The 25,704-nt window shown below is 66.8% G+C and carries 16 protein-coding genes and 1 pseudogene; 9 read left to right on the top strand and 8 right to left on the bottom strand.

The window, feature by feature from the left end:
• Window positions 1-118 precede the first annotated feature (118 nt).
• From ACWIEX_RS08080 to ACWIEX_RS08070, 3 genes are read right to left on the bottom strand one after another with little or no spacing between them, the layout of a single operon-like run.
• Window positions 119-3,535: an error-prone DNA polymerase gene (locus ACWIEX_RS08080; protein WP_454032562.1), complete on the bottom strand. Its 3,417-nt coding sequence runs from the start codon at window positions 3,533-3,535 to the stop codon at window positions 119-121.
• Window positions 3,532-5,076, bottom strand: coding sequence for a Y-family DNA polymerase (locus ACWIEX_RS08075; protein ID WP_454032561.1), 1,545 nt, complete (start codon window positions 5,074-5,076; stop codon window positions 3,532-3,534). The genes ACWIEX_RS08080 and ACWIEX_RS08075 overlap by 4 nt, the downstream gene beginning before the upstream one ends.
• Complete coding sequence (locus tag ACWIEX_RS08070; RefSeq protein ID WP_454032560.1) at window positions 4,982-5,890, bottom strand: ImuA family protein; 909 nt, start codon at window positions 5,888-5,890, stop codon at window positions 4,982-4,984. The genes ACWIEX_RS08075 and ACWIEX_RS08070 overlap by 95 nt, the downstream gene beginning before the upstream one ends.
• Before the next feature lie 249 nt (window positions 5,891-6,139).
• Here ACWIEX_RS08070 and ACWIEX_RS08065 point away from each other — a divergent pair, with 249 nt between their 5' ends.
• The 9 genes and pseudogenes from ACWIEX_RS08065 to ACWIEX_RS08025 all read left to right on the top strand — a co-directional run bounded on the left by ACWIEX_RS08065 (window position 6,140) and on the right by ACWIEX_RS08025 (window position 18,041).
• Window positions 6,140-7,585, top strand: a complete 1,446-nt coding sequence (locus ACWIEX_RS08065; RefSeq protein WP_454032559.1) for a phospholipase D-like domain-containing protein — start codon at window positions 6,140-6,142, stop codon at window positions 7,583-7,585.
• 88 nt (window positions 7,586-7,673) lie between these two features.
• Window positions 7,674-8,471, top strand: a pseudogene (locus ACWIEX_RS08060) (endonuclease/exonuclease/phosphatase family protein); the annotation flags it as partial.
• A gap of 516 nt (window positions 8,472-8,987) precedes the next feature.
• Window positions 8,988-9,536: a chromate transporter gene (locus ACWIEX_RS08055; RefSeq protein ID WP_454032558.1), complete on the top strand. Its 549-nt coding sequence runs from the start codon at window positions 8,988-8,990 to the stop codon at window positions 9,534-9,536.
• A gap of 91 nt (window positions 9,537-9,627) precedes the next feature.
• Window positions 9,628-10,164, top strand: coding sequence for a chromate transporter (locus tag ACWIEX_RS08050; RefSeq protein WP_454032557.1), 537 nt, complete (start codon window positions 9,628-9,630; stop codon window positions 10,162-10,164).
• 354 nt (window positions 10,165-10,518) lie between these two features.
• Window positions 10,519-12,684 (top strand): TonB-dependent hemoglobin/transferrin/lactoferrin family receptor, encoded by a 2,166-nt coding sequence (locus ACWIEX_RS08045; protein WP_454032556.1) that lies wholly within the window; start codon window positions 10,519-10,521, stop codon window positions 12,682-12,684.
• 90 nt (window positions 12,685-12,774) lie between these two features.
• Complete coding sequence (locus ACWIEX_RS08040) at window positions 12,775-13,524, top strand: hypothetical protein (RefSeq protein WP_454032555.1); 750 nt, start codon at window positions 12,775-12,777, stop codon at window positions 13,522-13,524.
• A complete protein-coding gene (locus tag ACWIEX_RS08035) occupies window positions 13,511-14,401 on the top strand; it encodes a ChaN family lipoprotein (protein WP_454032554.1) in 891 nt (296 codons plus the stop codon). Before ACWIEX_RS08040 ends, ACWIEX_RS08035 begins: the two co-directional genes overlap by 14 nt.
• Window positions 14,398-16,140, top strand: a complete 1,743-nt coding sequence (locus ACWIEX_RS08030; protein WP_454032553.1) for an ABC transporter ATP-binding protein/permease — start codon at window positions 14,398-14,400, stop codon at window positions 16,138-16,140. The genes ACWIEX_RS08035 and ACWIEX_RS08030 overlap by 4 nt, the downstream gene beginning before the upstream one ends.
• Window positions 16,141-16,181: 41 nt before the next feature.
• A complete protein-coding gene (locus ACWIEX_RS08025; protein ID WP_454032552.1) occupies window positions 16,182-18,041 on the top strand; it encodes an ABC transporter ATP-binding protein in 1,860 nt (619 codons plus the stop codon).
• Between the two features lie 24 nt (window positions 18,042-18,065).
• On the opposite strand, the gene ACWIEX_RS08020 is transcribed toward ACWIEX_RS08025, so the two are convergent.
• The 5 genes from ACWIEX_RS08020 to ACWIEX_RS08000 form a co-directional block, all read right to left on the bottom strand.
• The gene (locus tag ACWIEX_RS08020; protein WP_454032551.1) at window positions 18,066-19,343 is read right to left on the bottom strand and encodes an NAD(P)/FAD-dependent oxidoreductase; all 1,278 of its coding nucleotides are present in this window, start codon (window positions 19,341-19,343) and stop codon (window positions 18,066-18,068) included.
• A gap of 92 nt (window positions 19,344-19,435) precedes the next feature.
• Window positions 19,436-21,784 carry a molybdopterin guanine dinucleotide-containing S/N-oxide reductase gene (locus ACWIEX_RS08015; protein WP_454032550.1) on the bottom strand — a complete coding sequence of 783 codons (2,349 nt, stop codon included), beginning with the start codon at window positions 21,782-21,784 and terminating at the stop codon, window positions 19,436-19,438.
• 182 nt (window positions 21,785-21,966) lie between these two features.
• The gene (locus ACWIEX_RS08010) at window positions 21,967-22,980 is read right to left on the bottom strand and encodes an amino acid ABC transporter substrate-binding protein (protein WP_061963901.1); all 1,014 of its coding nucleotides are present in this window, start codon (window positions 22,978-22,980) and stop codon (window positions 21,967-21,969) included.
• 103 nt (window positions 22,981-23,083) lie between these two features.
• Window positions 23,084-24,268 carry a MalY/PatB family protein gene (locus tag ACWIEX_RS08005; RefSeq protein ID WP_454032549.1) on the bottom strand — a complete coding sequence of 395 codons (1,185 nt, stop codon included), beginning with the start codon at window positions 24,266-24,268 and terminating at the stop codon, window positions 23,084-23,086.
• A gap of 158 nt (window positions 24,269-24,426) precedes the next feature.
• Window positions 24,427-25,704 (bottom strand): cytochrome c, encoded by a 1,278-nt coding sequence (locus tag ACWIEX_RS08000; protein WP_454032548.1) that lies wholly within the window; start codon window positions 25,702-25,704, stop codon window positions 24,427-24,429.

Genomic DNA, 25,704 nt, shown 5'->3' with positions numbered 1-25,704 from the left:
CCGGGATCCATGCCGGAGCGCTTCCGATCGAGGTTCCGGCATGGATCCCGGGTCTCGCTGCGCTCGCCCGGGATGCCCCGCGTGGAGATGGCTAAGACGGAGTGAAGCCTTTATGCCCTCAATGGAAATCCCGCGATTTCGGGAGGATGCGGACATTGCGCGGGTGGCGGTGGCGCGGCAGCGGCGGGTTCTTCAGCTCGTCGATAGGCATCGGAACCTCGGCACGATGCGTGTCCGAAAGCGAGAGCAGGTCGATCGAACGATCCACGATGCGCTGGGCCATGAGATGGGTGACGCCCTCGACGCTTTTCTGCACCCGACCCTCGACCAGCATCAGTCGTGCACCCATGACCTCGCGGCGGAAGCGCTCGAACAAGCGCGCCCAGATCACGACATTGGTGATCCCGGTCTCGTCCTCCAGCGTGACGAAGATGGCGTTGCCCTTGCCCGGCCGCTGACGCACCAGCACGATCCCGGCCGTGCGGACGAAGGCGGCATCGGGCTTCGCCTCGGTCTCGGCACAGCTCAGCACGCCCTCGCGCCGGAAGCGCGGACGCAGGAGCTGCATCGGGTGCCCCTTCAGCGAGAGCCGGACGGTCTGGTAATCGGCGACGATATGCTCGGCCAGCGGCATGACCGGGAGTGCCATGCTCCGTTCCGAACCCAACTCGCGCGCCTGCGCAACCTGGAAGAGCGGCAGGGCGGGATCGTCCGGCAGGCGGCGCACGGCCCAGAGCGCCTCGCGCCGGTCCAGCCCCATCGAACGGAAGGCATCGGCATCGGCGAGCAGGCGCATGGCGCGGGCGGGGAGGCTAGCCCGGCGCATCAGTTCCTCGACGTCGCGATAGGGGCCGCCTGCTTCCCGCTCCTTCGCAATGGTATTGCCCCACTCATCCTTGAAGCCGTCGATCTGGCGGAAGCCCAGGCGCAGGGCGAAGGGGTCTCTTCCGCCCTCCCGACGCGGCCGATCGCGGTAAGAACTTGATTCCGAAACGGCTTCCAAGCCGTTGTCCAAAAAGCTGGAATTGACATCGACCGATCGCGGTTCGACGCCGCCGTTCTCCTCTGCCTCCCGGACGATCTGGGCCGGAGCATAGAAGCCCATCGGCTGGGAATTCAGCAACGCGGCAGCGAAAGCGGCCGGGTAGTGCTTCTTCAGGAACGAGGAGATGTAGACCAGCTTGGCGAAGGAAGCGGCGTGGCTTTCCGGGAAGCCATAGCTGCCGAAGCCCTTGATCTGGTCGAAGCAGCGCTGGGCGAAATCGCGCTCATAGCCGCGCGCGACCATGCGCTCGACCATCATCGTCTCGTAATTGCCGATCGTTCCAGCGTTGCGGAAGGTCGCCATCGCCTTGCGCAGTCCGTTGGCTTCGATGTCGGAGAATTTGGCAGCGACCATGGCGAGCCGCATGGCTTGCTCCTGAAAGAGCGGGACGCCCTCGGTCTTGTTCAGGACTTCGAAGAGCTCGTCCGGCCGCCCATGCTCCGGCGAAGGGGCCGGATAGGTCACGTCCTCGATCCCCGCCCGCCGCTTCAGATAGGGGTGGACCATGTTGCCCTGAATTGGGCCCGGGCGAACGATCGCCACCTGGATGACGAGGTCGTAGAACTTTTCGGGCTTTAGCCGTGGCAGCATGTTCATCTGCGCACGGCTCTCTACCTGAAAGACGCCGAGAGAGTGCCCCTTCTGGAGCATTGCGTAGGTGTCTTTGTCGCCATCCTTCAAATCGGCGAGCGCGTAATCCCTTCCCCCGTTCTCCCTGATCAGATCGAACGCCTTGCGGATGCAGGTCAGCATGCCCAATGCGAGCACATCGACCTTCATCAGCTTGAGTTCGTCGATGTCGTCGCGGTCCCATTCGATGAAGGTGCGCTCGTCCATCGCCGCGTTGCCGATCGGCACGGTCTCGTCGAGGCGTCCGCGCGATAAAACGAAGCCGCCGACATGCTGCGAGAGATGGCGCGGATAGCCCAATAGCCGGGTGGCGAAGTCGACGGCGCGGCGGATCGTCGGATTGGTCGGATCGAGCCCGGCCTGGCGGACCCGGGCATCGCCGATCTCGCTGCCCCAACTCCCCCAATTGGTATCGGCGATGCGGGCCGTGACGTCTTCGGTCAGGCCCAGTACCTTACCGGCCTCGCGGATGGCGCTGCGTGGCCGGTAATGGATCACGGTCGCGGCAATGCCGGCGCGGTGGCGGCCGTATTTCCAGTAGATCCACTGGATCACTTCCTCGCGCCTTTCATGCTCGAAATCGACGTCGATATCGGGCGGCTCCTTGCGTTCGGTCGAGATGAAGCGCTCGAACAGCACATCGTTTTCGGCCGGATCGACCGCGGTGATGCCGAGCACGTAGCAGACCGCGGAATTGGCGGCCGAGCCGCGGCCCTGACAGAGGATGCCTTTGCTCTCGGCGAATTCGACGATCTGGCGGATGGTCAGGAAATAGCGGGCGTAGTCGAGCTTCCCGATCAGATCGAGCTCCTTCGCCAAGAGCTTCTCGACCTTCTCCGGCACACCATCGGGATAGCGGATCAGGCAGCAGCGGCGGACCAGTTCGACTAGCCAGTCCTGATCCTTCCAGCCGGGCGGGATCGGCTCGTCGGGGTACTCGTATTTGAGCTGGTCGAGATCGAACTCGATGCGGGAGAAGAGATGTTGCGTCTCGGTGATAGCCTCGGGGGCATCGCGGAACAGGCGTGCCATTTCCTGCGACGGCTTGAGATGGCGCTCGGCATTGGATTCGAGCAGACTCCCCGCTCGCTCGATGGTGACGCCCTCGCGGATGCAGGTCAGCACGTCCTGCAGGTCCCGCTGGCCGATGGAATCGTAGAGCGCGTCATTGCTCGCGATCAGCGGCGTGCGGGTCGCAGCGGCGATATTCCTGAGGCGAGCGAGGCGGCGGCGGTCGTCGCCGCGCCGGTGCATGCTGGCCGCGAGCCAGACCGCGCCGGGCGCGGCATCGTCTAGCTTGGCGAGCAGCGCGGCCAAGCCATCAAGGCTGCGCGCGGGCATCAGAATCAGCAGCAGGTCGCGGGCGTCGTTCAGGAGGTCGTCGAGGACGAGCCGGCATTCGCCCTTCTTCACGCCGTCCTTCAGATTGCCATGGCTGAGCAGGCGGCAGAGCCGGCCCCAGCCGTCACGATTGGCGGGATAGACGACGATATCGGGCGTGCCGTCGGCGAAGACGAGGCGGGTGCCGGTCGCGAGTTTGAACTTCTTCGCCATCGCTTTCATCGGCTCGGGCTCGATGGGATGATCAGCGAAATCCGGGTTCTCGACCCAGATGTATTCGCCGGGGCTGCCGCCTTGCCTGACCTTGTCGGGCGCCGGCAGGCCGTCCTCGCGCAACTGCTTCAGCGCCGCCCAGGCGCGCACGACGCCCGCCACCGTGTTGCGGTCGGCGATACCGATGCCGGAATAGCCGAGCAACAGCGCCGTCAGCACCATATGCGGCCCCGGCGAGGCGCCGCGCAGGAAGGAAAAATGCGAGGCGGCAACAGGTTCCGCGAAGGCATTCGCAATCTGATTCATGCGAAGAGCCCGTGCAGGAACCAGCGCGGCGGGGCGCTGTCGGCCTCGTAGAAGCCGATCCGGTAGAGCCAGAAGCGGCGGCCTTGCGCATCCTCGACGCGGTAATAGTCGCGCATCGGCTCGTCGGAGCCGTCGCGCCACCATTCCGGCGCGATGCGCTCGGGGCCCTCGGCCCGGGCGACGTCATGGATCAGACGCCGCCAGCGGAAGCGGATCGGCGGACCGTCCGGCACCTCGGCGATCGCCTCGACCGGCTGAGGCGGCTCGAAGAGCTGGAGCGGACGGGCCGGCGGCTCCTGTGGCTCGGGTGTAGACCATTCGGCCTCCGGTAACGGCGCAGCGGCGGAAAGCGCTTTCGCGGCGCGCACGGGGTGATGCGTATCCTGTGCCGCGAAGCGCAACACCCGGTCGCGGCCGAAGCGGGTGACGAGCCGGTCGACCAGATCGGCCACCGCCTCCTCCTCGACCGCGCGGCCGTCGAGGCTGTGCTGGGGCGTATCGAGTGGCTCGCAGAGCGGGACCGCGAGCTTGATCGCATCGAAGCCGAAGCCGGGATCGAGCGGATCGGCCAGTGTCTCGATGCGCTCGCGATAGAGCCGGAGCAGCGCCCTGGCATCGCGCGAAGGCCGGCCTGTTTCGAGGGCGAGACGGCGCACAATGCCGTCGCTGCGAAAGAAGCCGAGCTCGAAGACGCGACCGCCTTGCCCACGCGCCTCCAAGGCCCGCGCCGCCTCTCCGATCAATCGGACGACCACGGCCTCGAGGCTCGCCGTGTCGGCGAAAGGCTCGGCGAAATGGCGCTCGACCACGCAATCGGGCGGCGGGCGCAAAGGCGTGATGCGGCGATCCTCATGGCCGAGGATACGCCGGAGCTTGACCGCCAGCGCCGCGCCGAAACGGGCGGAGAGCGTTTCCGAAGGACGCTCCGCGAGATGAGCCAGCGTCTTGAGGCCGGCGCGGGAGAGCGCGATCACGGTCTCGGCGTCGGTATCCAGCGCGACGGTCGGCAGCGGGCAGAGCCACGCCTCCTCCTGACCGGGCGGGACGATGCCGCCGCGGCCGTGCCGCGCGCAGGCGCGAGCGGCGTCGGGTGTGCCGGCGATGGCGGCTTTCATCTTGAGGCCGCCGCGCTGCATGGCGCGCCCGGCCAGATTACCGAGCCCCGCCTCGCCGCCGAAGAGATGGGCGCAGCCGGTGATGTCGAGGATCAGGCCATGCGGTTCGTCGAGCGCGACAAGCGGCGTGAAACGGTCGCAGAAGCCGGCGAGCGCTTCGAGGAATTCGTGGTCGGCCTGAGCTTGCGTCTCCAGCGCGACGAGATCGGGGATGCGGGCGCGGGCGTCGGCCAGCGTCATCCCGCGCGTCAGGCCGAGAGCGACGGCGCGCCGGTCGCAATCGACGAGGCGCAGGGCGTTGCCCTGCATCTCGGTCAGCACATGCGGCTTCTCAGCCGGCGCGCCGGAGGCCGGAATCGCGCCCGTCCGCCGCAACCTGTCCGTCGCCAGATAGGGGAACCAGAGGGCGAGATAGCGGCGCGGCATGGTCTGTCCGGGAAGCTCGGTCGAAAAGGCTGCATTCCGCAAAGCGATGTCGGTCACGGTCCCACTCCACACGCCATTCACGCCCGGCCGCGCCGCCGCGCTGGCGCAGCAATCTCAAGGCGAAGGCCGGCGCGCCCGGTGCATTCGCCTCCAAGGCCCGCGAGGCCAGCGCCCTCACCTGCCAGCGCGTGCGCGCCGCGCTCGGCGCCTCGGCAGCGGCCACGCGCAGCAACAGCACCGGCACGCCCGAGGCTTCCGCCGCCAGGGCGAGACGACGGCTCGCCGTCAGGTCGAAAGGGCGCGGTTCGCCCCAGGGTTCGATCAGCACGGCCCCGAGCGCCGAACAGCGCGCCGCCTCGGCGCCCGCCCGCAACACGCCCTCGCCGTCGCGCGCCCGCACCAGCAGGAGGCGTGACGGATCGAAGCCGAATTCGTTCAATCCCGGCGCATGCAATCGCCCGGCTTCGGCATCGACGAAATCCTGCCGCGCCCACAGGATGCAACGCTCGCTGGAGCCCTTCGGCGTTTCTTCACACGAACCGGGGGCGGCTTCGCTCGACAATGCTCCGGCCTTCTCATCTGCCTCCCCCGCCCGCAGCGCGAGGCCGAGCGCGAAGCCGGTCGCGGCGGCGAGATCGGCGACCTCGGCAGCGTAGATCTCATGCAGCGCCGCCCGTGCGAGCCCGCCGTTCAGGGCATCGTCCAGCGCAGGCACGCCGAGGCCGATCCGCCCGGCCGCAACCGGCCCACCCCGCAAGGCGGCCTCTGAGAGGCTGCGGCGCAGATCGGACAAGGTCGTGGCGGTTTCCGGCATGGGGCAAGGCTTCTGTTCTCTCTTTGTTCTTTATAGAGCGCTCCCCGCCGGAAGGCGAGTCGAGTCTGGGCCGGAGTGATGAACCGCTGACAATGCATGGCGGGATCGTCCATCCCCGTCATTGCGAGGAGCGCAGCGACGAAGCAATCCAGGGGATCGGGCTGAATGGTTCAACCCGATCCCCTGGATTGCCTCGTTCGCCTGCAATGACGTTTCAATCCGTTCGAAACATGCTCTAGCCTCAGCGGCATGTGGGGGATTCTCTCGACCTATTGGCCGCATATCCTCGCGGTCATCACGATCGCGCTGTCGGCCGTCGCCGGCGCGCATGCGGTGATGACCAAGGACGAGGTGCGCGCCGCCATCGGCTGGGTCGGCGTCATCATCCTTTCGCCGATCATCGGGCCGCTGCTCTACGCCATCGCCGGGGTCAACCGCATCCGCCGCGCCTCGATCCTGGCCCAGCGCCCCGGCCATGGCATGGCGGCGGCCGATTTCCATGTCGAGGACGAGGCGATCGCGACGCATTTCGGCCGGCGCTTCCTCGCGCTCAAGACGCTCGGCGACCGCGTCGCCCGCCACCCGCTGACCACCGGCAACCGCATCGACACGCTGGAGACCGGCGACGAGGCCTATGGCGCGATACTCGCCGCCATCGCGGCAGCGCAGCGCAGCATCATCCTGGAAAGCTACATCTTCGACCGGGACCCGATCGGCCTGCGCATCGCCGATGCGCTGATCGAGGCGCAGAAACGCGGCATCGCGGTCCGGGTGCTGATCGATGCGGTCGGGGCGCGCTATTCGGTGCCGAGCATCGCCGGGCACCTGCGCGAGGGCGGGGTCGCGGTCGACGTCTTCAACGGCAACATCATCATGGGCCTGCGGCTGCCCTATGCCAATCTCAGGACGCACCGGAAGATCATCGTCGTCGACGGGATGATCGGCTTCATGGGCGGGATGAACATCCGCGAGGGCTTCACCCGCGAATTCGCCGGCGACGCCTTCGCTCATGACACGCATTTCCGCATCGAGGGGCCTGTGGTGGCCGATCTCTTCGCCGTCGCGGCCGAGGACTGGTGCTTCGCCACCGGCGAGGCATTGGCCGGCCCGGCCTGGGAGATTCCGGAGCTGGCGCGAAGCGGCATGCCGGTGCTGGCACGCGCGGTGCCCACGGGGCCGGATTCCTATCTGGAAACCAATCACAAGCTGTTGATGGGCGCGCTGTCGGTGGCGCGCCAATCGGTCAAGATCATGTCGCCCTATTTCCTGCCCGACCAGGAACTGATCAGCGCGCTCGTCACCGCGGCGCGACGCGGCGTCGACATCGATATCGTCGTGCCCTCGGTCAACAACCTCGTGCTGGTCGATCGCGCCATGACCGCGCAATTCGACCAGATCCTGAAGAATTATTGCCGGATCTGGCGCTCCACCGGCGCCTTCGACCATTCCAAGCTCCTCGCCGTCGACGGGAGCTGGGCCTATGTCGGCTCCTCCAATCTCGACCCGCGTTCGCTGCGTCTGAACTTCGAGATCGACCTCGAGGTTCTCGACCATGGCTTCGCCCGCGCGATCGAGCGCCGGATCGAGACGGTGATGTCGACTGCGACCCCGGTCACGCTTGCCGGCCTGCGTGCCCGGCCCTATGTCATGCGTCTGATCGACAGGCTGATCTGGCTCGGCTCGCCCTATCTGTGAACCGACGCGGTCATATCCCTGACGCCATGGATGCCTAAGCCGTTACCCGTCCCCTCTCGGCGGGTCCGGAGCACGAGCCGGCGGAGCGATGCAGAAGAAGAACCAGAGCCTGCCCGCCAGCATCATCGCCTCGCTGCGCCAGCGCAACAACCGCCCCGGCACCGTTTCGGCCGGAGAGAACGGTCGTTCCGGGGGCACGCTGGTCGCCTCCTACAACGTCCATAAATGCGTCGGCGTCGATGGCCGCTTCGATCCCGGCCGGATCGGGCAGGTGATCCGCGAGATCGCGCCGGATGTCATCGCCCTGCAGGAGGCCGACAAGCGCTTCGGCGCCCGCCACGGCCTGCTCGACCTCGCCCGGCTGAAAGACGAGACCGGCCTCGTCCCTGTTCCCGTGGAAAGCTCCAATGCCGCGGCGCATGGCTGGCACGGCAATGTCGTGCTGTTCCGGCAGGGATTGGTGCGCGACGTGCATCAGGTCTCGCTGCCGGGGCTGGAGCCGCGTGGCGCGCTGGTCGTCGATATCGACCTGGAGAGCGGCGCGGCGCTCAGGATCGTCGCGGCCCATCTCGGACTGCTCAGGCGCTCGCGCTCGCAGCAGGCCCGGATGATCATCGACCTGATGCGCAGCCGGGACGAGCGCCCCACCCTCCTGCTCGGCGATCTCAACGAATGGCGCCTCGGCGGCCGCTCGGCACTGAGCGCGCTCGATGCCGCCTTCGGCGCGATGCCCGTGCCGGTGCCGAGCTTCCCGGCCGGGCTGCCCTTGCTGGCGCTCGACCGGATCATCGCCAACCGCCCGGAAATCCTGTCGGAGGTCGCGGTCCATGATACGCCGCTCGCGCGCATCGCCTCAGACCATCTGCCGATCAAGGCCTTCGTCGATCCGGCCATGGCGGCGCTGCCGGTCAGCGGCCCCGATTTCAGGATCGCGCCGGCCGAGCCGGCGGGCCCCGGCAGGGCAGCCTTGCATGCCAAGGAAACGCCCCTGCCCCTTCCCGCATCCTCGCCAGGCGGCAAGGGACGCGCGGGCAGCAATCGCGAACTCGTGCGCAAGGCCGGCGCCCAATTGAAGCGCGCCGTCAAGCGCACCTTGCGACGGTCGGACGCTCCAACTCGCTAGGTGACGTGGGCGGCTGCTGGATAGCTCCCGGCCGCCCCCCTTTGTCATTCCGGGGCGTGCCGCAGGCGCGAGCCCGGAACCCACGACGGGGTGAGACATCCGATGCCCGGTTGCGAGCGCCTCCCCCCGTCGTGGGTTCCGGGTTCTTCGCTCCGCGAAGCCCCGGAATGACAAAGATGGTTTGAAACCGCTGTCATGCCGGCAATGCGCTTCAGCGCTGGCCAATCCCTGTGAAGCCTGCTTTCTGGCTTCATCAGCCGTCTCATGGCGCAGAATCAGATGCCGGATAACTTGGCCGAGCGCCCGAGCGCGCTGCAGCTCTTCCTGATCTTCACGCGGATCGGGCTGACCAGCTTCGGCGGCGGCTTGAGCGGCTGGATGCTCCGGGAATTCGTGCAGCGCCGGCGCCTGATGAGCGAGGAGGATTTCCTCAACGGGCTCTCGGTCGCGCAGGCCCTGCCCGGCGTCAACGTCACCAACATGGCGATCTGGATCGGCTACAAGCTCGGCGGACGCAACGGCGCCATCGCTTCCTGGCTCGGCATCGTCGTGCCTGCCGCCTTCGTCATCGTCCTGATCGGCAGCGCCTTCGCCTCGCTCAGCGGCTATGAACTCAGCCATGTCGCGCTGAGCGGCGCGGCTTCGGGCGCGATCGGCCTGTCACTGGCGATGGGGCTGACGGCCGCGCGCCGGGTGCCGCGCCGGGTCTTCCCGCTCGCGATCATGGCCGCGACCTTCGTCGCGGTCGCGATCCTGAAATGGCCATTGCTCTGGACGGTGCTCGGCTTCGGCTCGCTCAGCGTCGCCGTGACCTACCGGGACGGTTGAACGTTTTTTTGTTTTAGACGCATGTTCGCTGCGCGGACCTTCGGTTCTTCACGCGAACCGGTACCCACTTCGCTCGAAAATACTCAACCCGATGTCATCCCTGCCCTTCAACATCCTCCTGGTCTTCCTGCCGCTCTCGCTGGTGACCATCGGCGGCGGCCAGAGCGCCATCGCCGACATGCACCGCCAGATCGTCGAGGTGCACCAGTGGATGAGCGCCGCCCAATTCGTCGACGCCTTCGCGATCGCGCGGCTGGCGCCGGGGCCGGGCTCGCTGCTGGCGACGCTGATCGGCTGGCAGATCGCCGGATTCTGGGGCGCGCTCGCCGCAACCGCCGGCATTTTCGGGCCGACCGCCTTCCTGATCTACGGGGTCGCCCATATCTGGTCGCGCTACGAGGGCGCCCGCCTGCTGCGCGCGCTTGAGAAGGGCTTGCGACCGGTCGCGGCTGGGATGATCCTCGCGGCAAGCTATGTGCTGATCCAGTCTCTCGACAGCGGCTGGATCGGCCGCGGCGTCGCGCTGGTCTCGACCGCCCTGCTGATGCTGACGCCGGTCAATCCGCTCCTGCTGATCGCCGGCGGCGCCGGCTGTTTCGTCGGGCTGCACCTTATGGCGCTGATCTGATCGCCGCCCGCGGCGCCGGGCCCAAGGCTCCAGCTTCACGGGCCACGGAGCATTGAACAAATCTCCTCTCTATTTGTTCAGATAAGGCTTTACACAACAGATTATTGTAATAACTATATTATATCTAAAGTCTCTCTTTTGAATTATATCAATTATTATATCGCAATCCCACAAAGAATCAACTTGCGAATCCTTTAAGAAGACTATTACACGCCCCGGACATGGGACTGGGGTTACGTAATGAATAATAATTCTAGATTGGCTTTCCTGGCAGCTTTGCTGTCGACAACAGCTCTTTCGGTGGCACAGGCGCAAACGCAAGCTCCGCAGGTCAATGCGCCCAGCAGCGATCAGATGATCTCGCTCGACCAGATCACGGTCACGGCGTCGCGCGGCGAAAAGCAGGCTCTCGATGTTCCCGGCACCGTCAGCGTGATCACGCGGCAGGAACTCGACGAGCGGATCACGCGCGACACGCAGGACCTCGTGCGCTACCAGCCGGGCGTCAGCGTCAACCGGATCACCAGCAGCACCGACCCGTTCGGCAATTACGGCGGCTTCACCATCCGCGGCGTCGGCGGCAACCGGGTGCAGATGCAGGTCGACGGCTCGCGCGTGATCGAGCGCGTCACCGACGGCAACCGCGACTTCGTCGACCTGCCCTTCCTCAAGAATGTCGAGATCGTGCGCGGGCCGGGCTCCGTGCTGTGGGGCGCCGACGCGCTCGGCGGCATCGTCGCCTATCGCACGCTCGACCCGGAAGACCTGCTGAAGGGCAAGGACAAGCCCTACGCGGCCCGGCTCACCACCAGCTATGACAGCCTCGACCGCTCCTTCGTGAAGACCGGAATCGCGGCCTTCCGCTTCTCGCCGATGCTGGAAGGCATCGTCGGCGTCAGCCAGAAGAGCGCCGAAGAGGCGCGGTTGACCAAGGCGCGGGCCGATGGCGGCCGCTGGGGCTGCCCGGTGCCGACAATGCGCTTCCTCGGCTGCGACAAGCTCAATCCGCTCGACGTCACGGTCTGGAACAGCTTCGCCAAGCTCGTCTTCAAGCCGACGACGGACCACACCTTCAAGCTGACCGGCGAATACTACGACAGCGATTCAACGGTGAACCAGCTCTACAACTACAACGTCGTGAGCTCAGGCATCCGGAACGGGCCGAACATCCGCAACCAGGTCAAGAGCCGCAAGCGGATCGCGCTCGAACATGAGTGGCAGGCCGGCTTGAGCTTCCTCGATTCCGTGCGCTGGCAGGCGTCGTTCTCGCCGCAGGAGCGGACCTTCGTCACCAACAACCTGCAGACACTCGCCAACGGCCAGCAGCGTCTGACCCGCGGCCTGCACGACTATTCCGAGCAGTTCTCGCAGCTCGACATCCAGGCGAAGTCGAGCTTCGGGCTCGGCCCGAGCTTCCACCGCCTGACCTACGGTTTCCAGGGCGATATCACCAAGACCAACTACAAGCGCCAGGACGATGTGAAGAACCTCGCCACGGGCGTGACGACGACGACGATCGCCGGCGGATTCAACTTCGCGGACTCGACGACGAACCGCTACGATTTCTATCTCCAGGACGAGATCGAGCTGCTGTCGGGCCGCTGGACGATCACGCCCGGCCTGCGTTACGCGAACTACAATATCGATCCCAAGCCCGGGCCGGGATACAAGATCGTCCCCGGCAAGGAGCCGCGCGAGATCACCTCGCACCGGCTGGTTCCGCAGATCGGCACGATCTTCAAGCTCGACGACACCTATTCGGTCTATGCCCGCTATGCCGAGGGCTTCAAGATGCCGACGGCCGAGCAGCTCTATACCTCGCTGCCGTCGACGGGCTTCAACCTGATCCCGAACCCGGACCTGCGGCCGGAAAGCGTCCGTTCCTACGAAGCTGGCTTCCGCGGCAAATTCGCCGATGGCTGGTTTTCGGTCGGCGTCTTCCACGCGCGCTACAAGGACTTCATCCAGTCCTTCTACGAAATCCCCGGCACGATCGACATCACCTACCGCAACCTGTCGCAGGTGCAGATTTCCGGCATCGAGGCCTCGGCCGAATATCGCCTGCACGAGCGCTGGCTCGCCAATGTGTCGCTGAGCTATCAGTACGGCAAGCAGCGCGTCGAGGCGGGCCTGCCCGTCACGCCCTTCGACGTCAATCCGTTCAAGGCCGTCGCCGGGCTGAAGTATCTGATGCCGGAATACGGGCTCGAGGCCGAGGTTATCGGCACCTTCGCCGGCGGCGCGAACCGGGCCAGCTCGCCCACCCTCTTCAAGCAGGGCGGCTACACGGTGTTCGATACCTATCTGAGCTGGAAACCGACCTCAGCCATCACCGTGCGTGGCGGCGTGGAAAACATCTTCGACAAGCGCTACTTCGCCAATCTCGTCGGCGGGACGACCTATGCGAACACGACTGCTGTGTGCACCAGCCCGGCCAGCTGTGTCGCGGCGGCCAATCCGCTCGAATTGCAGACGGCGCCGGGGCGCACTTTCAAGCTCTCCGCTTCCGTCGAATTCTGACCCTGTTCGAGACGCCGCGCTGCAGAGCCCGGCGGATCAGCGGCGCCCCGGCCGAGACCCCGGGGCGTCGCAACCCTTTTGGAGACCATCATGAGCAACGAGACCAACCCGCGCGAAAAGCTCGCGCAGTCGCCAGCCGAAATCCTGCAGAACCTGCCCGCCATGGGTCGCGTCATGCTGAGCACCCGCTCCGGCGGCGCGACGCATGAGCGGATGGGCGCGGTCGAGACCGTGACCATCGCCGGAGACGAGGCAAGGCTATCCGGCGCCTTCCATGACAGCCGCATCGACCTCGCCACGGTCGTCAGCATCGTCGCCGACCGGACCAGCAAGATGCGCGAGCGCGTGCTGCCGCGCCTGGAATGCCAGGGCGCGACCGGCGAGACGCTGTTCAGCCTGATCGGGCTCGACGGGCTGGAGCCTTTCGACAAGGCACTGGAGCCCTTCGGCGCCGGCGAGAAGCTGGAGCCGGTCCAGCGCGAGGCGCCCGGCAGCGGCGGCTCCGCCGACGTGCCCGAGGATGATCTCGGCGGACGCAGCTTCGCTGCGATCCTGGCGAGCGGCGAGGCGATCGCGATCGATATCGAGCGCGCCGGCCTGTTCCAGCACTGGCAGGGCGCCCTGCCCGAGCCGAGGCCGGCGATGGGTTTCGTCAACATCATGCAGGGCGATTTCCATCTGCATCTCAAGGCCGGCGCGGTCTCCGGCTGGGCGCGGACGGAGAGCGAAGGCGTCGTTTCCCTTCAGGCCCGCGACGCCGAGGGCAAGGGCTTCGGCCTCGTCCTGCGTGGTCCGGCAGCGGCTTTCGCAGAGGTGCCGGGTGTCGATGCCCGCGGCTAACGCCAGCCCGGCCGTCGCAAGCTTCGCCCATCCGCGCGCAAGCTGGCTCTGCCCGGAGACGGGCCGGCTGCTGCAGCAGGGCGAACTGATGCAGGCGATGGCACGAAAACGCGTCGTCCTGCTCGGCGAGACGCATGACGTCGCCGAAATCCACCGCTGGCAGCTCCATGTCACGACCTGCCTGCACCTGCTGCGGCCGGCAATGGCGGTCGGGTACGAGATGTTCCCGCTGCGCATCCAGCCGGTGCTCGACGCCTGGATCGACGGCGCGATGGACACAGCGACCTTCATCGAGCGCAGCGAGTGGGCTGATGTCTGGGGTTTCGACCCGGAACTCTACCTGCCGCTGTTCCATTTCTGCCGGCAGCAGCGCGTGAAGATGCTGGCGTTGAACTGCCATCGCCCGCTCGTAACCCGGGTCGGACAGGTCGGCTGGGCAGCGATCCCGGTCGACGAGCGCGACGGCGTCACGCCGGCCGCGCCCGCGACGGAGGGCTATCGCGCCTATCTCGCGGCGATCACCGGCCGGTTCAGCGAAGCGGCCAAGCCCGAGGCGATGGCGCCGGAGCGCTTCGACCGCTTCGTGCGGGCGCAGCAGTGCTGGGACCGCTCTTTCGCCTGCCGCATCGCCGATCATCTTACCGAGGCGACCAACGATCCGCTGGTCGTCGGCATCATCGGACGTGGCCATCTCGAATATGGCCATGGCACGCCGTTCCAGTTGCGCGATCTCGACATCGCGGATGTCGCGGTTCTGCTACCCGCGACCGAAGCCACTCCTGACGCCGCCCCTCTTGCCGGCATCGCCGACGCGCTGTTCCGGCTGGATACGCCCGAGCCACCGCAATCGCGCCGGACGCCGCGAGCCGCATCATGAGGGCCGTGCTCTCCCAGATCATCGGGCTGACCAGGCTCTGCATCGCCGGGCCGGGCGGCAGGGTCGGCGCGCTCTATTTCCTGCTGATCTTCGGGTTGGGCCTCGCCAGCGTCCAGGTCATGGTTCGCCTGATCTCCTGGACCGCCGATTTCTACAACGCGTTGCAGAAGCTCGATGTCGACGGCGCGCTGCGCCAGATCGCGATCTTCTTCGGCCTGATCGCGATCAGCGTCGCGATCCATCTCTCCAGCGCCTATCTGCGCAAGATGGTGCAGATCCGCTGGCGCCGCGCGCTGACCGAGGCCGCGCTCGACCGCTGGCTCGCCGGCAAGGCCTATTGGCATATGCGCGAGCGGACCGATCACGGGCTCGACAATCCCGACCAGCGCATCGCCGAGGATTGCCGCATCTTCGTCGAGAAGCTCACGATCGAAGGCATGGAGCTCGCCACGAATAGCGTCGCGCTGGTGACCTATGTCTCGATCCTGTGGTCGCTCTCGACCTTTGCGCTGTCCTTCAGCCTGTTCGGCTACGCGATTGAAATCCCGCGCTACATGGTCTGGGCCGCGCCGCTCTATGTGGCGATCGCCACGTTCATCACGCATGGGCTCGGGCGCCCGCTGAAGGCGCTCAACATCGAGCAGCAGCGGCGCGAGGCCGATTTCCGCTTCTCGCTGGTCAGGCTGCGCGAGCATGTCGAGGCCGTGGCGCTGGCGGATGGCGAGCCGGCCGAGCGAAGGCTCTTCGGCGAGCGCTTCGGTGCCATCGCCGGGAACTGGCAGAGGCTGGCCAATCGCGAATTGATCCTCGGCTTCTTCACGCGGCCCTATTTCCAGACCGTGCTGCGCATCCCGCTCTTCCTGGCGCTACCGGCCTTTCTCGCCGGGCGCGTCACCTTCGGCGGGCTGATGCAGATCGGTTCGGCCTTCCAGAACGTTGTGACGACGCTGTCCTGGTTCGTGTTCTCCTATCGCGACCTGACCGAGCTCGCCGCGGCTGCGAGCCGCCTGTCGCATTTCATGAGGGCTGCCGAAGGAGCGGCCGCACCGGCAGCGGGCCCTATCCTGCACAAGATGGGCGAGGCAAGGCTGCGGCTGCGCGGCCTCGTCCTCGCAACACCTGCGGGGCGCGATCTCCCACCCGTCCCGGACCTGAAACTGGAGGCCGGCGGCAGCTATTGGCTCGCGGCCCCCTCCGGCCATGGCAAGAGCACGCTGGCGAAGGCGATTGCCGGACTCTGGACGCATGGCGAGGGCCGGATCGAACGGCCGGAGGGGCGCATCCTCGTGCTGCCGCAGCAGCCCTATCTGCCGCTCGGGAGCTTGCGTTCCGCGCTGGCCTACCCGCAACCGCCCGACGCGATCGACGAGGCAACACTGCGCCAGGCGCTCGCCGCCGTCGGTCTGGAGGATATCTGGTCGATCGACGATGACGGCTGGACGGACAGGCGGCGCGGGCTCTCCGGCGGCGAGCAGCAACGCTTCGCCCTCGCACGCGCGCTGCTGCAGGCGCCCGACTGGCTGGTGCTCGACGAGGCGACGAGCGCGCTGGATGCGCAAGCCGAAGCGCAGGCGCTGTCAGCGCTGCGCCTGGCTCTGCCGGCGAGCGCCCTGATCCTGATCGCGCATCGCGCGCCGCAAGGGCTTGGCTCGCTCCAGATGATCGAACTTCGGCAGCAACCACCACGACCGGAGGCGGTCCCCACCACTGCCCTTGCGCAAGCCGAGCCGGTAGGCTGAATGCAGATGAATCGCCCTTCTCTTCCGCTCCCGCTGCCCTGATGGCCTTTCCCTCGCTCGCCGACGCGGCGGCCAGTTTGCGGCGCCGGCTCGCCCAATGGCGCGACGTGCCGCGGCTGCTGCGCTCGCTGTGGCAGACCAGTCCCCGGCTCTTCGTGGCTATCGCGGTGGTGCGCCTGCTGCGCGCGCTGCAGCCACCGGCGATGCTCTTCGTCGGCAAGCTGATCATCGACGAGATCGTGCTGCAGACGCGGACGCCCGCTCCCGGCGCTGCCCTTTCTGACTGGCTGGAGAGCGGCCGGGCCTCGGCGCTGGCGGGATGGATTTTGCTGGAATTCCTGCTGGTCGCCGGCGGCAACGCCCTCAACCGGCTGGGAACGCTGGTCGAAGGCCTTTTGTCCGAGCGCCACGGCTTCGCGATGGGCGCGCTGCTCGTCGAGCGCGCGGCCGAACTCGACCTCCGGGATATCGAGGGCAGCGCGGCGCAGGACAAGCTGCAGCGCGCCAATGCCGCGACGATGCTCGGCTACCAGCTCGTCACCACGCTCCTGACTCAATTGCAGAACGCGATCACGCTGCTCGCGCTGCTGGCCGGACTCGTGTTCTTCGTGCCCTGGTTGATCCTGCTTCTGCTTGCCGCCCTGCTGCCGACCTTGCTGGTCGAGTCGCATTTCAACGCCCGGCAATATGAGGCGGCGACAGCGTTGATCCCGGAACGGCGGCGCCTGAATTATCTCCAGCATGTCGGCTCCTCCACGCATGCGGCCAAGGAGGTAAAGCTGTTCGGCCTGGGCAGCTACATCGCCGGCCTGCTGCGCGAGGTCGCGGAACGTATCATCGCCACCAACCGCCGGCTGGCCGTGCGGCGTGCCACCTGGAGCAGCCTGTCGGGAGCGATCGGGTCGCTCGCCTATTACGCGGCCTATGCGGTCGTCGCCTGGCGGGCGCTGACGGGCGAACTCAGCATCGGCGACCTCACCTTCCTGGCAGGCTCGCTGATGCGGCTCAACGGGTTGTTCGAGGGGTTGATCATCGGCCTCTCGCAGATCACCTCACAGGCCCAGTATCTCGGCGATCTCCATGCCTTCCTCGACATGCGCTCGACCGTGGTGCCTCCGGCGCATCCGCGCGCCTTTCCTACACCTCTGCGACAGGGCGTTGTCTTCGAGGATGTCGGCTTCCGCTATCCCGGCAAGCCGGACTGGGCGCTGCGACATGTCAGTTTCACCTTGCCGGCCGGCGAAACGCTCGCACTCGTCGGCGAGAACGGCGCCGGCAAGACCACGATCGTCAAGCTATTGACCCGGCTCTACGAGCCCGACGAGGGTCGCATCCTGATCGACGGCATCGATATCCGCGACATCGCGCTGCCGGCGCTGCGCGAGCATGTCGGCGCGATCTTCCAGGATTTCGTGCGCTACAACCTGACGGCTTCCGACAATATCGGCGTCGGCCGGGTCGCGCGGATCGCCGAGCGACCAGCCATCGTCGAAGCCGCCCGCAAGAGCCTAGCCGATCCCGTTATCTCCGGGTTGCCAGAGGCTTACGATCAGATGCTCGGGCTTGGATTCATGAGCGGGCTCGATCTCTCGGGCGGGCAGTGGCAGAAGCTCGCCATCGCCCGCGCCTATTTCCGCGATGCCGAACTCCTGATCCTCGACGAGCCGACCGCCGCGCTCGATGCCCGCGCCGAGGCCGAAATCTTCGAGCGCTTCCGCCATCTCAGCGCCGGCAAGACAGTGCTGCTCATCTCGCACCGCTTCTCGACCGTGCGCATGGCCGATCGCATTCTCGTGCTGGAGGGCGGCGCCATCCTCGAACAGGGAAGCCATGCCGAACTGATCGCGCAGGACGGCCGCTATGCCGAATTGTTCAGGCTGCAGGCTGCCGGGTTCCAGTAAGTCCGGCAGCCGTTTTGGGGGCGGCTACCGCCCGCGGATCAGGTCGGCGGCCTGGTAGCCCCAATAGGTCAACTGGACGGCGGCGGTGCCGAACGGGCCGCCGTTCCAGACCAGGCCGAAGGGCGCGAAGAGTTTGTAGCGGTCGCTGGCGCCCCGGATCGCCTCGGCGATGACGGTGCCGCCGATCGCCGTGGTGTTCATGCCGTGGCCACCAAAGGCGGTGCAGTACCAGACGCCCGGCCGGTACTGGCCGATCTGCGGCATGAGATGGCGCGCATAGGACATCAGGCCCGACCAGGCGGCCTCGACCTTCAGCTCGGCGAGCTGCGGATAGGTCGTCACCATCTCGTGGCGCAGGATCGCTGCGACGTCGCTGGGCTCGGTCGTGCGCGTGGTGATACGCCCGCCCCAGAGGATGCGCGAGCCGCCCTCGACCGTGCGGTAATAATCGCCCGCGCGACGATCGTCGCCGACGCCGGTGCCGATGCGGATCGCCTGGCGGATCAGGTCCGGCGCGGCCTCGGTCAGCAGCACATAGGTCGCGATCGGGATATAGGCGCGCCGCAAGGCCGGCAGCACATCACCAGTATAGCCGCCGGTGGTGAACAGCACCTGCTCGGCCTCGATCGTCGCCCTGGCCGTCTTCAACCGCTTCACCGCGCCGTCGAGTTCGCAGGAAATGACCGGCGAGCCCTCGTGAATCTTGCCGCCGAGCCGGACGATCTCGCGGGCGAGCGCGCGGGCATAGTTCAGCGGATGGAAATGGAAGGAATCGTCGGCCGTGAGCGAGGCGTGGTATTTTGGCGAATTCAGCAACGCGCGCGTCTCGTCGCGGCCGAGATAGCGCAGTTTGCGGCCGAAGCGCTTCTCCTGCGTATCCCGCACCGCCTGCAGCCCGGCGCCGCCATCGTAGCGGACGACTTTCATGATGCCGGGCGACGGCGCGGCCTCGGTGATGGCGAGGCTTTCGATGTTGCCGCGGACGATCTCGACGCCTTCCATGGTCAGGCGATAGAGTTCGTCGGCCTGCTCGCGCCCGGTCTGGCGCTCGATCGCGGCGAGCGAGGTCGCATAGCCCGGGCTGACGAAACCGCCATTACGACCCGAAGCGCCCCAGGCGACGCGCTGCGCCTCCAGCAACAGCACGGAGCGGCCGGCGCGGGCGAGATCGAGCGCGGCGGTGAGGCCAGCGAGGCCGCCGCCGACGATGCAGATATCCGTCTTCAGCGTGCCTTCGGCCGGCGCGTAGCTCTCCTGCGTCGCGAGGGTGCGGCGGTAATAGGTGTCGATATAGGAGGACATGCGGTCTCGCGGGAGGCAGGCGGCGGGTGTTTCGTTGTCAGCTTGCGCGATCCGCCATCGGTTTTCCCGGCAGCGGATCGCGATGTCGAGGCTTACTCAGCGGCTTCGGCCGTGCGCGAACCCGGCGGGTCGAAGGCCTGGATCGGCGGCAGGTTGCCGTCGAAGCGCGCGACCTGCACCGTGGTGAGCTGGCCGGTGCAGCCCTGCGCCAACGCCGAGGTGCCGATGTCGCGCGTCAGCACGTTCGGATTGCCGTGGACGCAGAGCGGCTTGTCGTCGTTCGGATCGGCCGGATCGTACCAGGCGCCGGTCGGCAGCTGGATCACGCCCTTGCGGATGCCGTCGGTGACATGGACGGCGGCAAGGCAGGCACCGCGCTCGTTCGAGAGCCGGATGATGTCGCCATCGGCGATGCCGCGCAGCGCCGCATCGTCCGGATGCATATGCGCGATCTCGCGGCCGCGATGCTTGGCGTCGCTGCTATGGCCGCCGAAATCGAACTGGCTGTGCAGACGGGTCCGGGGCTGGTTGGCGACGAGCACATAGGGGTTGGCGTCGTCCGGGACGTTGGTCGCTCCGAGCCAGGTCGGGTGGCCGGGGCAATCGGCCTCGCCGAAGCCGGCGATGGTCTCGGAGAAAATCTCGAGCTTGCCTGATGGCGTCGGCAGTGGCGATGCGTCCGGATCGGACCTAAAGGCGCGCAGATTGCCGCCATCGTCCGGCTGCTGCGGCAGATCGAAGCCCTCGCCGGCCCAGAACTCGGCGAAGCTCGGCGCCGGCAGGCCCTTCGCCGCCAGCGCCGCGCGGGTCGGCTCGTAGAGATGCTCCAACCATTGCCGGGCGTTGCGGCCTTCCGTGAAGGCCTCGCCCGTGCCGAGGCGCTCGGCGAGATCGGCGAAGATCGCGTAGTCGTCGCGGGCCTCGCCATAGGGCGCGACGACCGGATGCATCGGCACCAGCAGCGGATCGTTGGGATTGCCGCCGATATCCTCGCGCTCCAGCGTCATCGTGCAGGGCAGCACGATATCGGCGTGGCGGGCCGTCGCGGTCCAGGCGAGCTCATGCACGACCAGCGTGTCGATGCGGGCGAAGGCCTGGCGCAGGCGGTTCAAGTCCTGATGATGGTGGAACGGGTTGCCGCCGGCCCAGTAGACCAGCTTGATCTCGGGGTAGGTCCGGGTCTGGCCGTTATAGCGATAGGTCGTGCCCGGGTTGAGCAGCATGTCCGAGATGCGGGCGACCGGAATGTAATCGCTGATCGGGTTCTTACCCTGCGAAAAGGTCGGCATCGGCACGGCGTTGTAGCGCCGGCCGTAATAGGCGATGGCGCCCAGCCCATAGCCGTAGCCGCCGCCGGGCAGGCCGATCTGGCCGAGCGCTGCAGAAAGCACCATGCCCATCCAGACCGGCTGCTCGCCATGGGCGGCGCGCTGCAGGGCATGGGCCACGACGATCAGAGCGCGCTTGCCGTGCAGCCGCTTCGCCAGCGCGACGATCTCCTCGGCCGGCAGGCCGGCGATCGGAGCGGCCCAGTTGGCGTCCTTCGGCTGCCCGTCGGTCTCGCCGAGCAGATAACGCTCGAAGACCGGCCAGCCGGCCGTGTAGCGGTCGAGGAAGGCGCGGTCGTGCAGGCCGTTGACGACGAGGGTGTGGACCAGCGCCAGCATCAGCGCGGTGTCGCTGCCGGGCTTGTTCGCAACCCAGTCGGCGCGGGCTCCGGCCGGCAGGTCGCTGCGCAGCGGGCTGACCAGCACGAATTCGCAGCCGCGCTCCTGCGCCCGCTCCATCGCGCCGCGCTCGACATGGCGGCTGGTGCCGCCGCCGGCGACCATGCTGTTCTTGAGCGCCATGCCGCCAAAGGCGAGCACGATCTCGCTGTGATCGGCGATCTGCTCCCAGGAGACGTTGCGCTTCACCAGATCCTCGTAGTCGCCGATGATATGCGGCACGAGGACGGAGGACGCGCCCGAGGAATAGCTGTTGACCGACTTCACATAGCCACCGGTCGAGGTGTTCAGGAAGCGGTGGATCTGGCTCTGGGCATGGTGGAAGCGGCCGGCGCTGGCCCAGCCATAGGAGCCGCCGAAGATCGCGCCGGGGCCATGGTCGTCGCGTACGCGGCGCAGTTCGGCCGCAAGCTTGTCGAGCACGGCCGACCAGGACATCGGCACATATTCGTCGCGGCCGCGGCGATCGTCGGGACCCGGCCCGTTCTCCAGCCAGCCGCGGCGAACCATCGGCTGGGCGATGCGGGCGCGATGGCGCAGCGCGGCGGGGAAATTCTGGATGATCTCGTTGGGATCGGGATCACCCTCATGCGGGCGGACCTCAAGCTGTCCTTCCTTCATGCGCGCCGAGAAGACGCCCCAATGCGAGGTATGCGGGCGGAACGCCTCGCTTTCGGCCACAGCTTCGCCTGCCGGAACGATCGGAGCCGTCATCGCCTTCACCCTCACCTTTTCGGACTGAAACAGCCCTTCCCTCATTCCGCTGGTCCGCGAACGATCGCAAGGGGTTTTCGCGGATTGCGGACAAGCGCCGCACGCTTGGCCACATGCGGAAAGGCCCGGCTGCTCGTCGCAGCCGGGCCTTTCCTCACATCATGAAACCGCTGGCGCGATGCTTAGCGGATCGGCGCCGCGTATTGCAGGCCACCGTTCGTCCAGAGCGCATTCTGGCCGCGCGCGATCTTGAGGAGCGAGCCCTGGCCGAGGTTGCGCTCGAACATCTCGCCGTAATTGCCGGTCGCCTTGATGGCGTTATAGGCCCAGTCGTTCTTGAGGCCGAGCGCCTCGCCGAAGGTGCCTTCCTTGCCGAGCAGGCGCTTGATCTCCGGATTGTCGGACTTCTCGCGCATCTCGTCGACATTCGCCTGGGTCACGCCGAGCTCCTCGGCCGTGACCTGGGCGAAATGGACCCAGGTGACGATGTCGAACCACTGGTCGTCGCCGTGACGGGTGACGTAGCCGAGCGGCTCCTTCGAGATCGTCTCCGGCAGCACGATGTGATCGGCCGGGGCCTTGAAGCGCATGCGCTCGGCATAGAGGCCGGACGCGTCCGTGGTGAAGGCATCGCAGCGGCCGCTCTCATAGGCCTCGGTCGCCTCGTTGTTGGTGGCGAAGGTCACCGGCTCGAACTTCATGTTGTTCTTGCGGAAATAGTCCGCGGTGTTGAGCTCGGTGGTGGTGCCCTGCTGGATGCAGATCGAGGCGCCGCTGAGCTCCTTCGCCGATTTGATGTTCAGCGACTTCTTCACCATGAAGCCCTGGCCGTCATAGTAATAGGTCGCGCGGAAGTTCTGGCCGAGCGTGGTGTCGCGGCTCATGGTCCAGGTCGTGGTAGCGGCGATGAGATCGGTCTCGCCCGACTGGAGCGCCGTGATCCGGTCCTTCGAGGGGAGCTGGATGAACTTCACCTTGGACTTGTCGCCGAAGACGGCCGCAGCCAGCGCCCGGCAATAATCGGCGTTGATGCCGGTCAGAACGCCATTCGCGTCCGGTACCGCGAAGCCGGCGAGATTCGCACCGGTCCCGCAGTTCAGGACGCCACGCGACTGAATGGTCTTCAGGGTCTGCGCTTCCGCCGACACCGAAACGGCGCAAACGGCAGCAGCGGCAAGCGCCAAGGTCAACTTCATTGTTCCATCCCCATATTACGGTAGTGCCGACGATGTTCCACGCGGCCTGGCTCCCGTCAATCGGCTGCACGGGCCTTTCCTTCCGGAAGCTTGCCGTTCCGTCTTACTGCAGGTCGGCGAAGGCGAGCTTCAGGCGCTCGACCGCTTCCGTGACCACATCGCGCGGCGTCGCCAGGTTGAAGCGCAGGAAGCTCTCGCCGCCCTTGCCGAAGGTCGGACCGTGATTGATGGCGATCTTCGCCTGCTTCTCGACACGGGCGGTGAACTCGGCCGTATCCATCCCCGTGCCCGAGAAATCCGCCCAGGCGAGATAGGTCGATTCCAGCGGCATCGAGCGCACACCCGGAATCGCGTTGATCCCGGTATCGAAGATGCGGCGGTTGCCGTCGAGATAGAGGTTCAGCGCATCGACCCAGGCCGCGCCCTCCGGGCTGTAGGCTGCGGTCGCCATCGCCATGCCGAAGGAATTCGGGGAGATGCCAAGCGCGTCCATGCGGCCGCGGAACAGGTCGCGCAGCCGCTCGTCGGGGATGATGACGTTGCCGATATGGGCGCCGGCGATGTTGAAGGTCTTGGTGGTCGCCGTCATCATGACCAGGCGATCCATGATCTCGGGCGCCGCGACCGGCATCACCATGTGCTTCTGGCCGGGCATGACCAGGTCGTGGTGGATCTCGTCCGAGACCAGGATGAGGTCGTGGCGCTTGCAGAAATCGGCGATCGCCCGCAATTCGTCGCGCGTCCAGACGCGCCCGCCCGGGTTATGCGGCGAGCAGAGGATGAGCATGCGCTCGGTACCGGTCATCGCGGCATCCCAGGCGGGGATGTCGAGGACGTAGCGTCCTTCCTCCAGCGCCAGCGGACATTCGACGACGCGCCGCCCGGACGAGGTCACGATGCGCGCGAAGGCGTGATAGACCGGCGTCATCAGCACGACGCCGTCGCCGGGCCTGGTATAGGCCTCGACGCAGAGCGCCGTGCCGTTGACGAGGCCATGCGTGGTGAAGACCGAGGCCGGCTCGACCTCCCAGCCATGCCGGTTCGACATCCACCAGCGGATCGCCGCGAGATAGGCCCGGTCATCGCCGAAATAGCCGTAGATGCCGTGGGCGTTCATGCCATCGAGGGCGGTCTGGACGCAGGCCGGCGGGCGGAAGTCCATATCCGCCACCCACATCGCGATGCCGCCATCGGCCGGCACGCCATAGACGGTTTCCATCTTGTCCCATTTGGCCGAATGGGTGCCGCGGCGATCGATCCGCTCGTCGAAATTGGGAGAAAGCTGCATGAGACCCTGCCGGCTAACACGGAGAATATCCTTCCCCTAGCAGGTCTCCCCAGAGAACACAGCCACTGCCGGGCGCAACCCGGGAGAACGGGGAATGCATTCGCCGTGGCGGGCGGCCGATGACGGAGCGACGTTGCTGCCCCGCCTCCTCGCCTCCGTCAGCGCAGCTTGCGGACCTCCTCCGCCGTGACGCTCGGCTGCTGGCCACCCCAGCTTGCGCGCAGCCAGTTGGAGAGGTCGGCGACCTGCTGGTCGGTGAGATGCGCGGCGAAGCCGGGCATGGGCTGCATGCGCTCAAGCCCCGGGAAGCGCTGGGCGGGAATGCCGGAGAGGATGACCTTGTTGAGGTTGCGCGCATCCGCCAGGCGCAGCGAGGCATTGGTCGCCAGCGGCACCACGACATGCGGGATGCCCTGCCCTTCGGCGCCGTGGCAACTGGCGCAGACGGCGAGATAGCTGGCGCGGGCCGAGGCGGCGGTCTCGGCCGGGACGGCGACCGGCTGCGGCGCCGCCGGCGGGGTCGCCTGCGTCGGCAGCTTGTCGAGATCGAAGAGATAGGCCGACATCGCGGCGAGGTCGTCGGCGGTGAAATACTGGGTCGAGAAATGGACGACCTCGAACATCTGGTTGGTCATCGCGCCCTGCGCCGAGATGCCCGACTTCATGAAGCTCGCGAAGACCAGCGGGTCGAAACCCATCCGCGTCAGCCCGGCCTTGGTGATATCGGGCGCGACGACGCCTTCGAGTTCCGCGCCCTGAAGATAGGCGCTGTCCTTCATCCCCATCGTGAGGTTGCGCGGCGTATGGCATTCGCCGCAATGGGCGAGCGCGTCGGTCAGATAGCGGCCGCGATTCCATTGAGCCGAGCGGCCGGCGACCTCCGTCTTCGTGTCGGAAGACAGGTTGACCAGGTTCCAGAAGGCCAGACCCTGCCGGATGCTGAAGGGAAAGGGCAGATGATTGGCCTTGTTCGCCACCTTCATCGGCTCACGGCTCATCAGGAAGGCATAGACCGCGTCGACATCCTCCGCCGTCAGCTTGCGGTAGGAGGCATAGGGCATGGCGGGGTAGAGATGGCCCTGCTTGCCGACGCCGTCGCGCACGGCGCGGTGGAACTCGGCCCGCGTCCAGGCGCCGATGCCGTGCTCCTTGTCAGGCGAGATATTGGTCGAATAGATCGTCCCGAACGGCGTCTCAAAGGGCAAACCGCCGGCCCAGGGCGCGCCGCCCTTGGTGACGTGGCAGGCATAGCAATCGGCGGCGACGGCGACATAGGCGCCGCGCTTGGCGAGCGTCTTCATCTGCTCGGCCGACAAGGGTTGCTCGATATCCCTGGCGACGACGCTGCGCTCGAACAGGCCCAAGAAGACGGCGCCCGCCGCAAGCACACCGAGGACAGCGATCGTCAGAACCGCCAGAAGCAGCTTCCTCGCCAT

It is taken from the genome of Allobosea sp. NPDC055353 (assembly GCF_053644975.1).
This window is presented reverse-complemented; position numbering and strand designations above follow the sequence as displayed.

What these genes read in the sequence shown, in the direction of transcription:
- ACWIEX_RS08025 (WP_454032552.1), top strand. Translation starts at nt 16,182, where the DNA reads ATGGCCTTTCCCTCGCTCGCCGACGCGGCGGCCAGTTTGCGGCGCCGG.
- ACWIEX_RS08070 (WP_454032560.1), bottom strand. Translation starts at nt 5,890, where the DNA reads ATGCCGGAAACCGCCACGACCTTGTCCGATCTGCGCCGCAGCCTCTCA.
- ACWIEX_RS08075 (WP_454032561.1), bottom strand. Translation starts at nt 5,076, where the DNA reads ATGCCGCGCCGCTATCTCGCCCTCTGGTTCCCCTATCTGGCGACGGAC.
- ACWIEX_RS08010 (WP_061963901.1), bottom strand. Translation starts at nt 22,980, where the DNA reads ATGAAGTTGACCTTGGCGCTTGCCGCTGCTGCCGTTTGCGCCGTTTCG.
- ACWIEX_RS08080 (WP_454032562.1), bottom strand. Translation starts at nt 3,535, where the DNA reads ATGAATCAGATTGCGAATGCCTTCGCGGAACCTGTTGCCGCCTCGCAT.
- ACWIEX_RS08030 (WP_454032553.1), top strand. Translation starts at nt 14,398, where the DNA reads ATGAGGGCCGTGCTCTCCCAGATCATCGGGCTGACCAGGCTCTGCATC.
- ACWIEX_RS08040 (WP_454032555.1), top strand. Translation starts at nt 12,775, where the DNA reads ATGAGCAACGAGACCAACCCGCGCGAAAAGCTCGCGCAGTCGCCAGCC.
- ACWIEX_RS08055 (WP_454032558.1), top strand. Translation starts at nt 8,988, where the DNA reads ATGCCGGATAACTTGGCCGAGCGCCCGAGCGCGCTGCAGCTCTTCCTG.
- ACWIEX_RS08020 (WP_454032551.1), bottom strand. Translation starts at nt 19,343, where the DNA reads ATGTCCTCCTATATCGACACCTATTACCGCCGCACCCTCGCGACGCAG.
- ACWIEX_RS08000 (WP_454032548.1), bottom strand. Translation starts at nt 25,704, where the DNA reads ATGGCGAGGAAGCTGCTTCTGGCGGTTCTGACGATCGCTGTCCTCGGT.
- ACWIEX_RS08035 (WP_454032554.1), top strand. Translation starts at nt 13,511, where the DNA reads ATGCCCGCGGCTAACGCCAGCCCGGCCGTCGCAAGCTTCGCCCATCCG.
- ACWIEX_RS08015 (WP_454032550.1), bottom strand. Translation starts at nt 21,784, where the DNA reads ATGACGGCTCCGATCGTTCCGGCAGGCGAAGCTGTGGCCGAAAGCGAG.
- ACWIEX_RS08045 (WP_454032556.1), top strand. Translation starts at nt 10,519, where the DNA reads ATGATCTCGCTCGACCAGATCACGGTCACGGCGTCGCGCGGCGAAAAG.
- ACWIEX_RS08050 (WP_454032557.1), top strand. Translation starts at nt 9,628, where the DNA reads ATGTCATCCCTGCCCTTCAACATCCTCCTGGTCTTCCTGCCGCTCTCG.
- ACWIEX_RS08065 (WP_454032559.1), top strand. Translation starts at nt 6,140, where the DNA reads ATGTGGGGGATTCTCTCGACCTATTGGCCGCATATCCTCGCGGTCATC.
- ACWIEX_RS08005 (WP_454032549.1), bottom strand. Translation starts at nt 24,268, where the DNA reads ATGCAGCTTTCTCCCAATTTCGACGAGCGGATCGATCGCCGCGGCACC.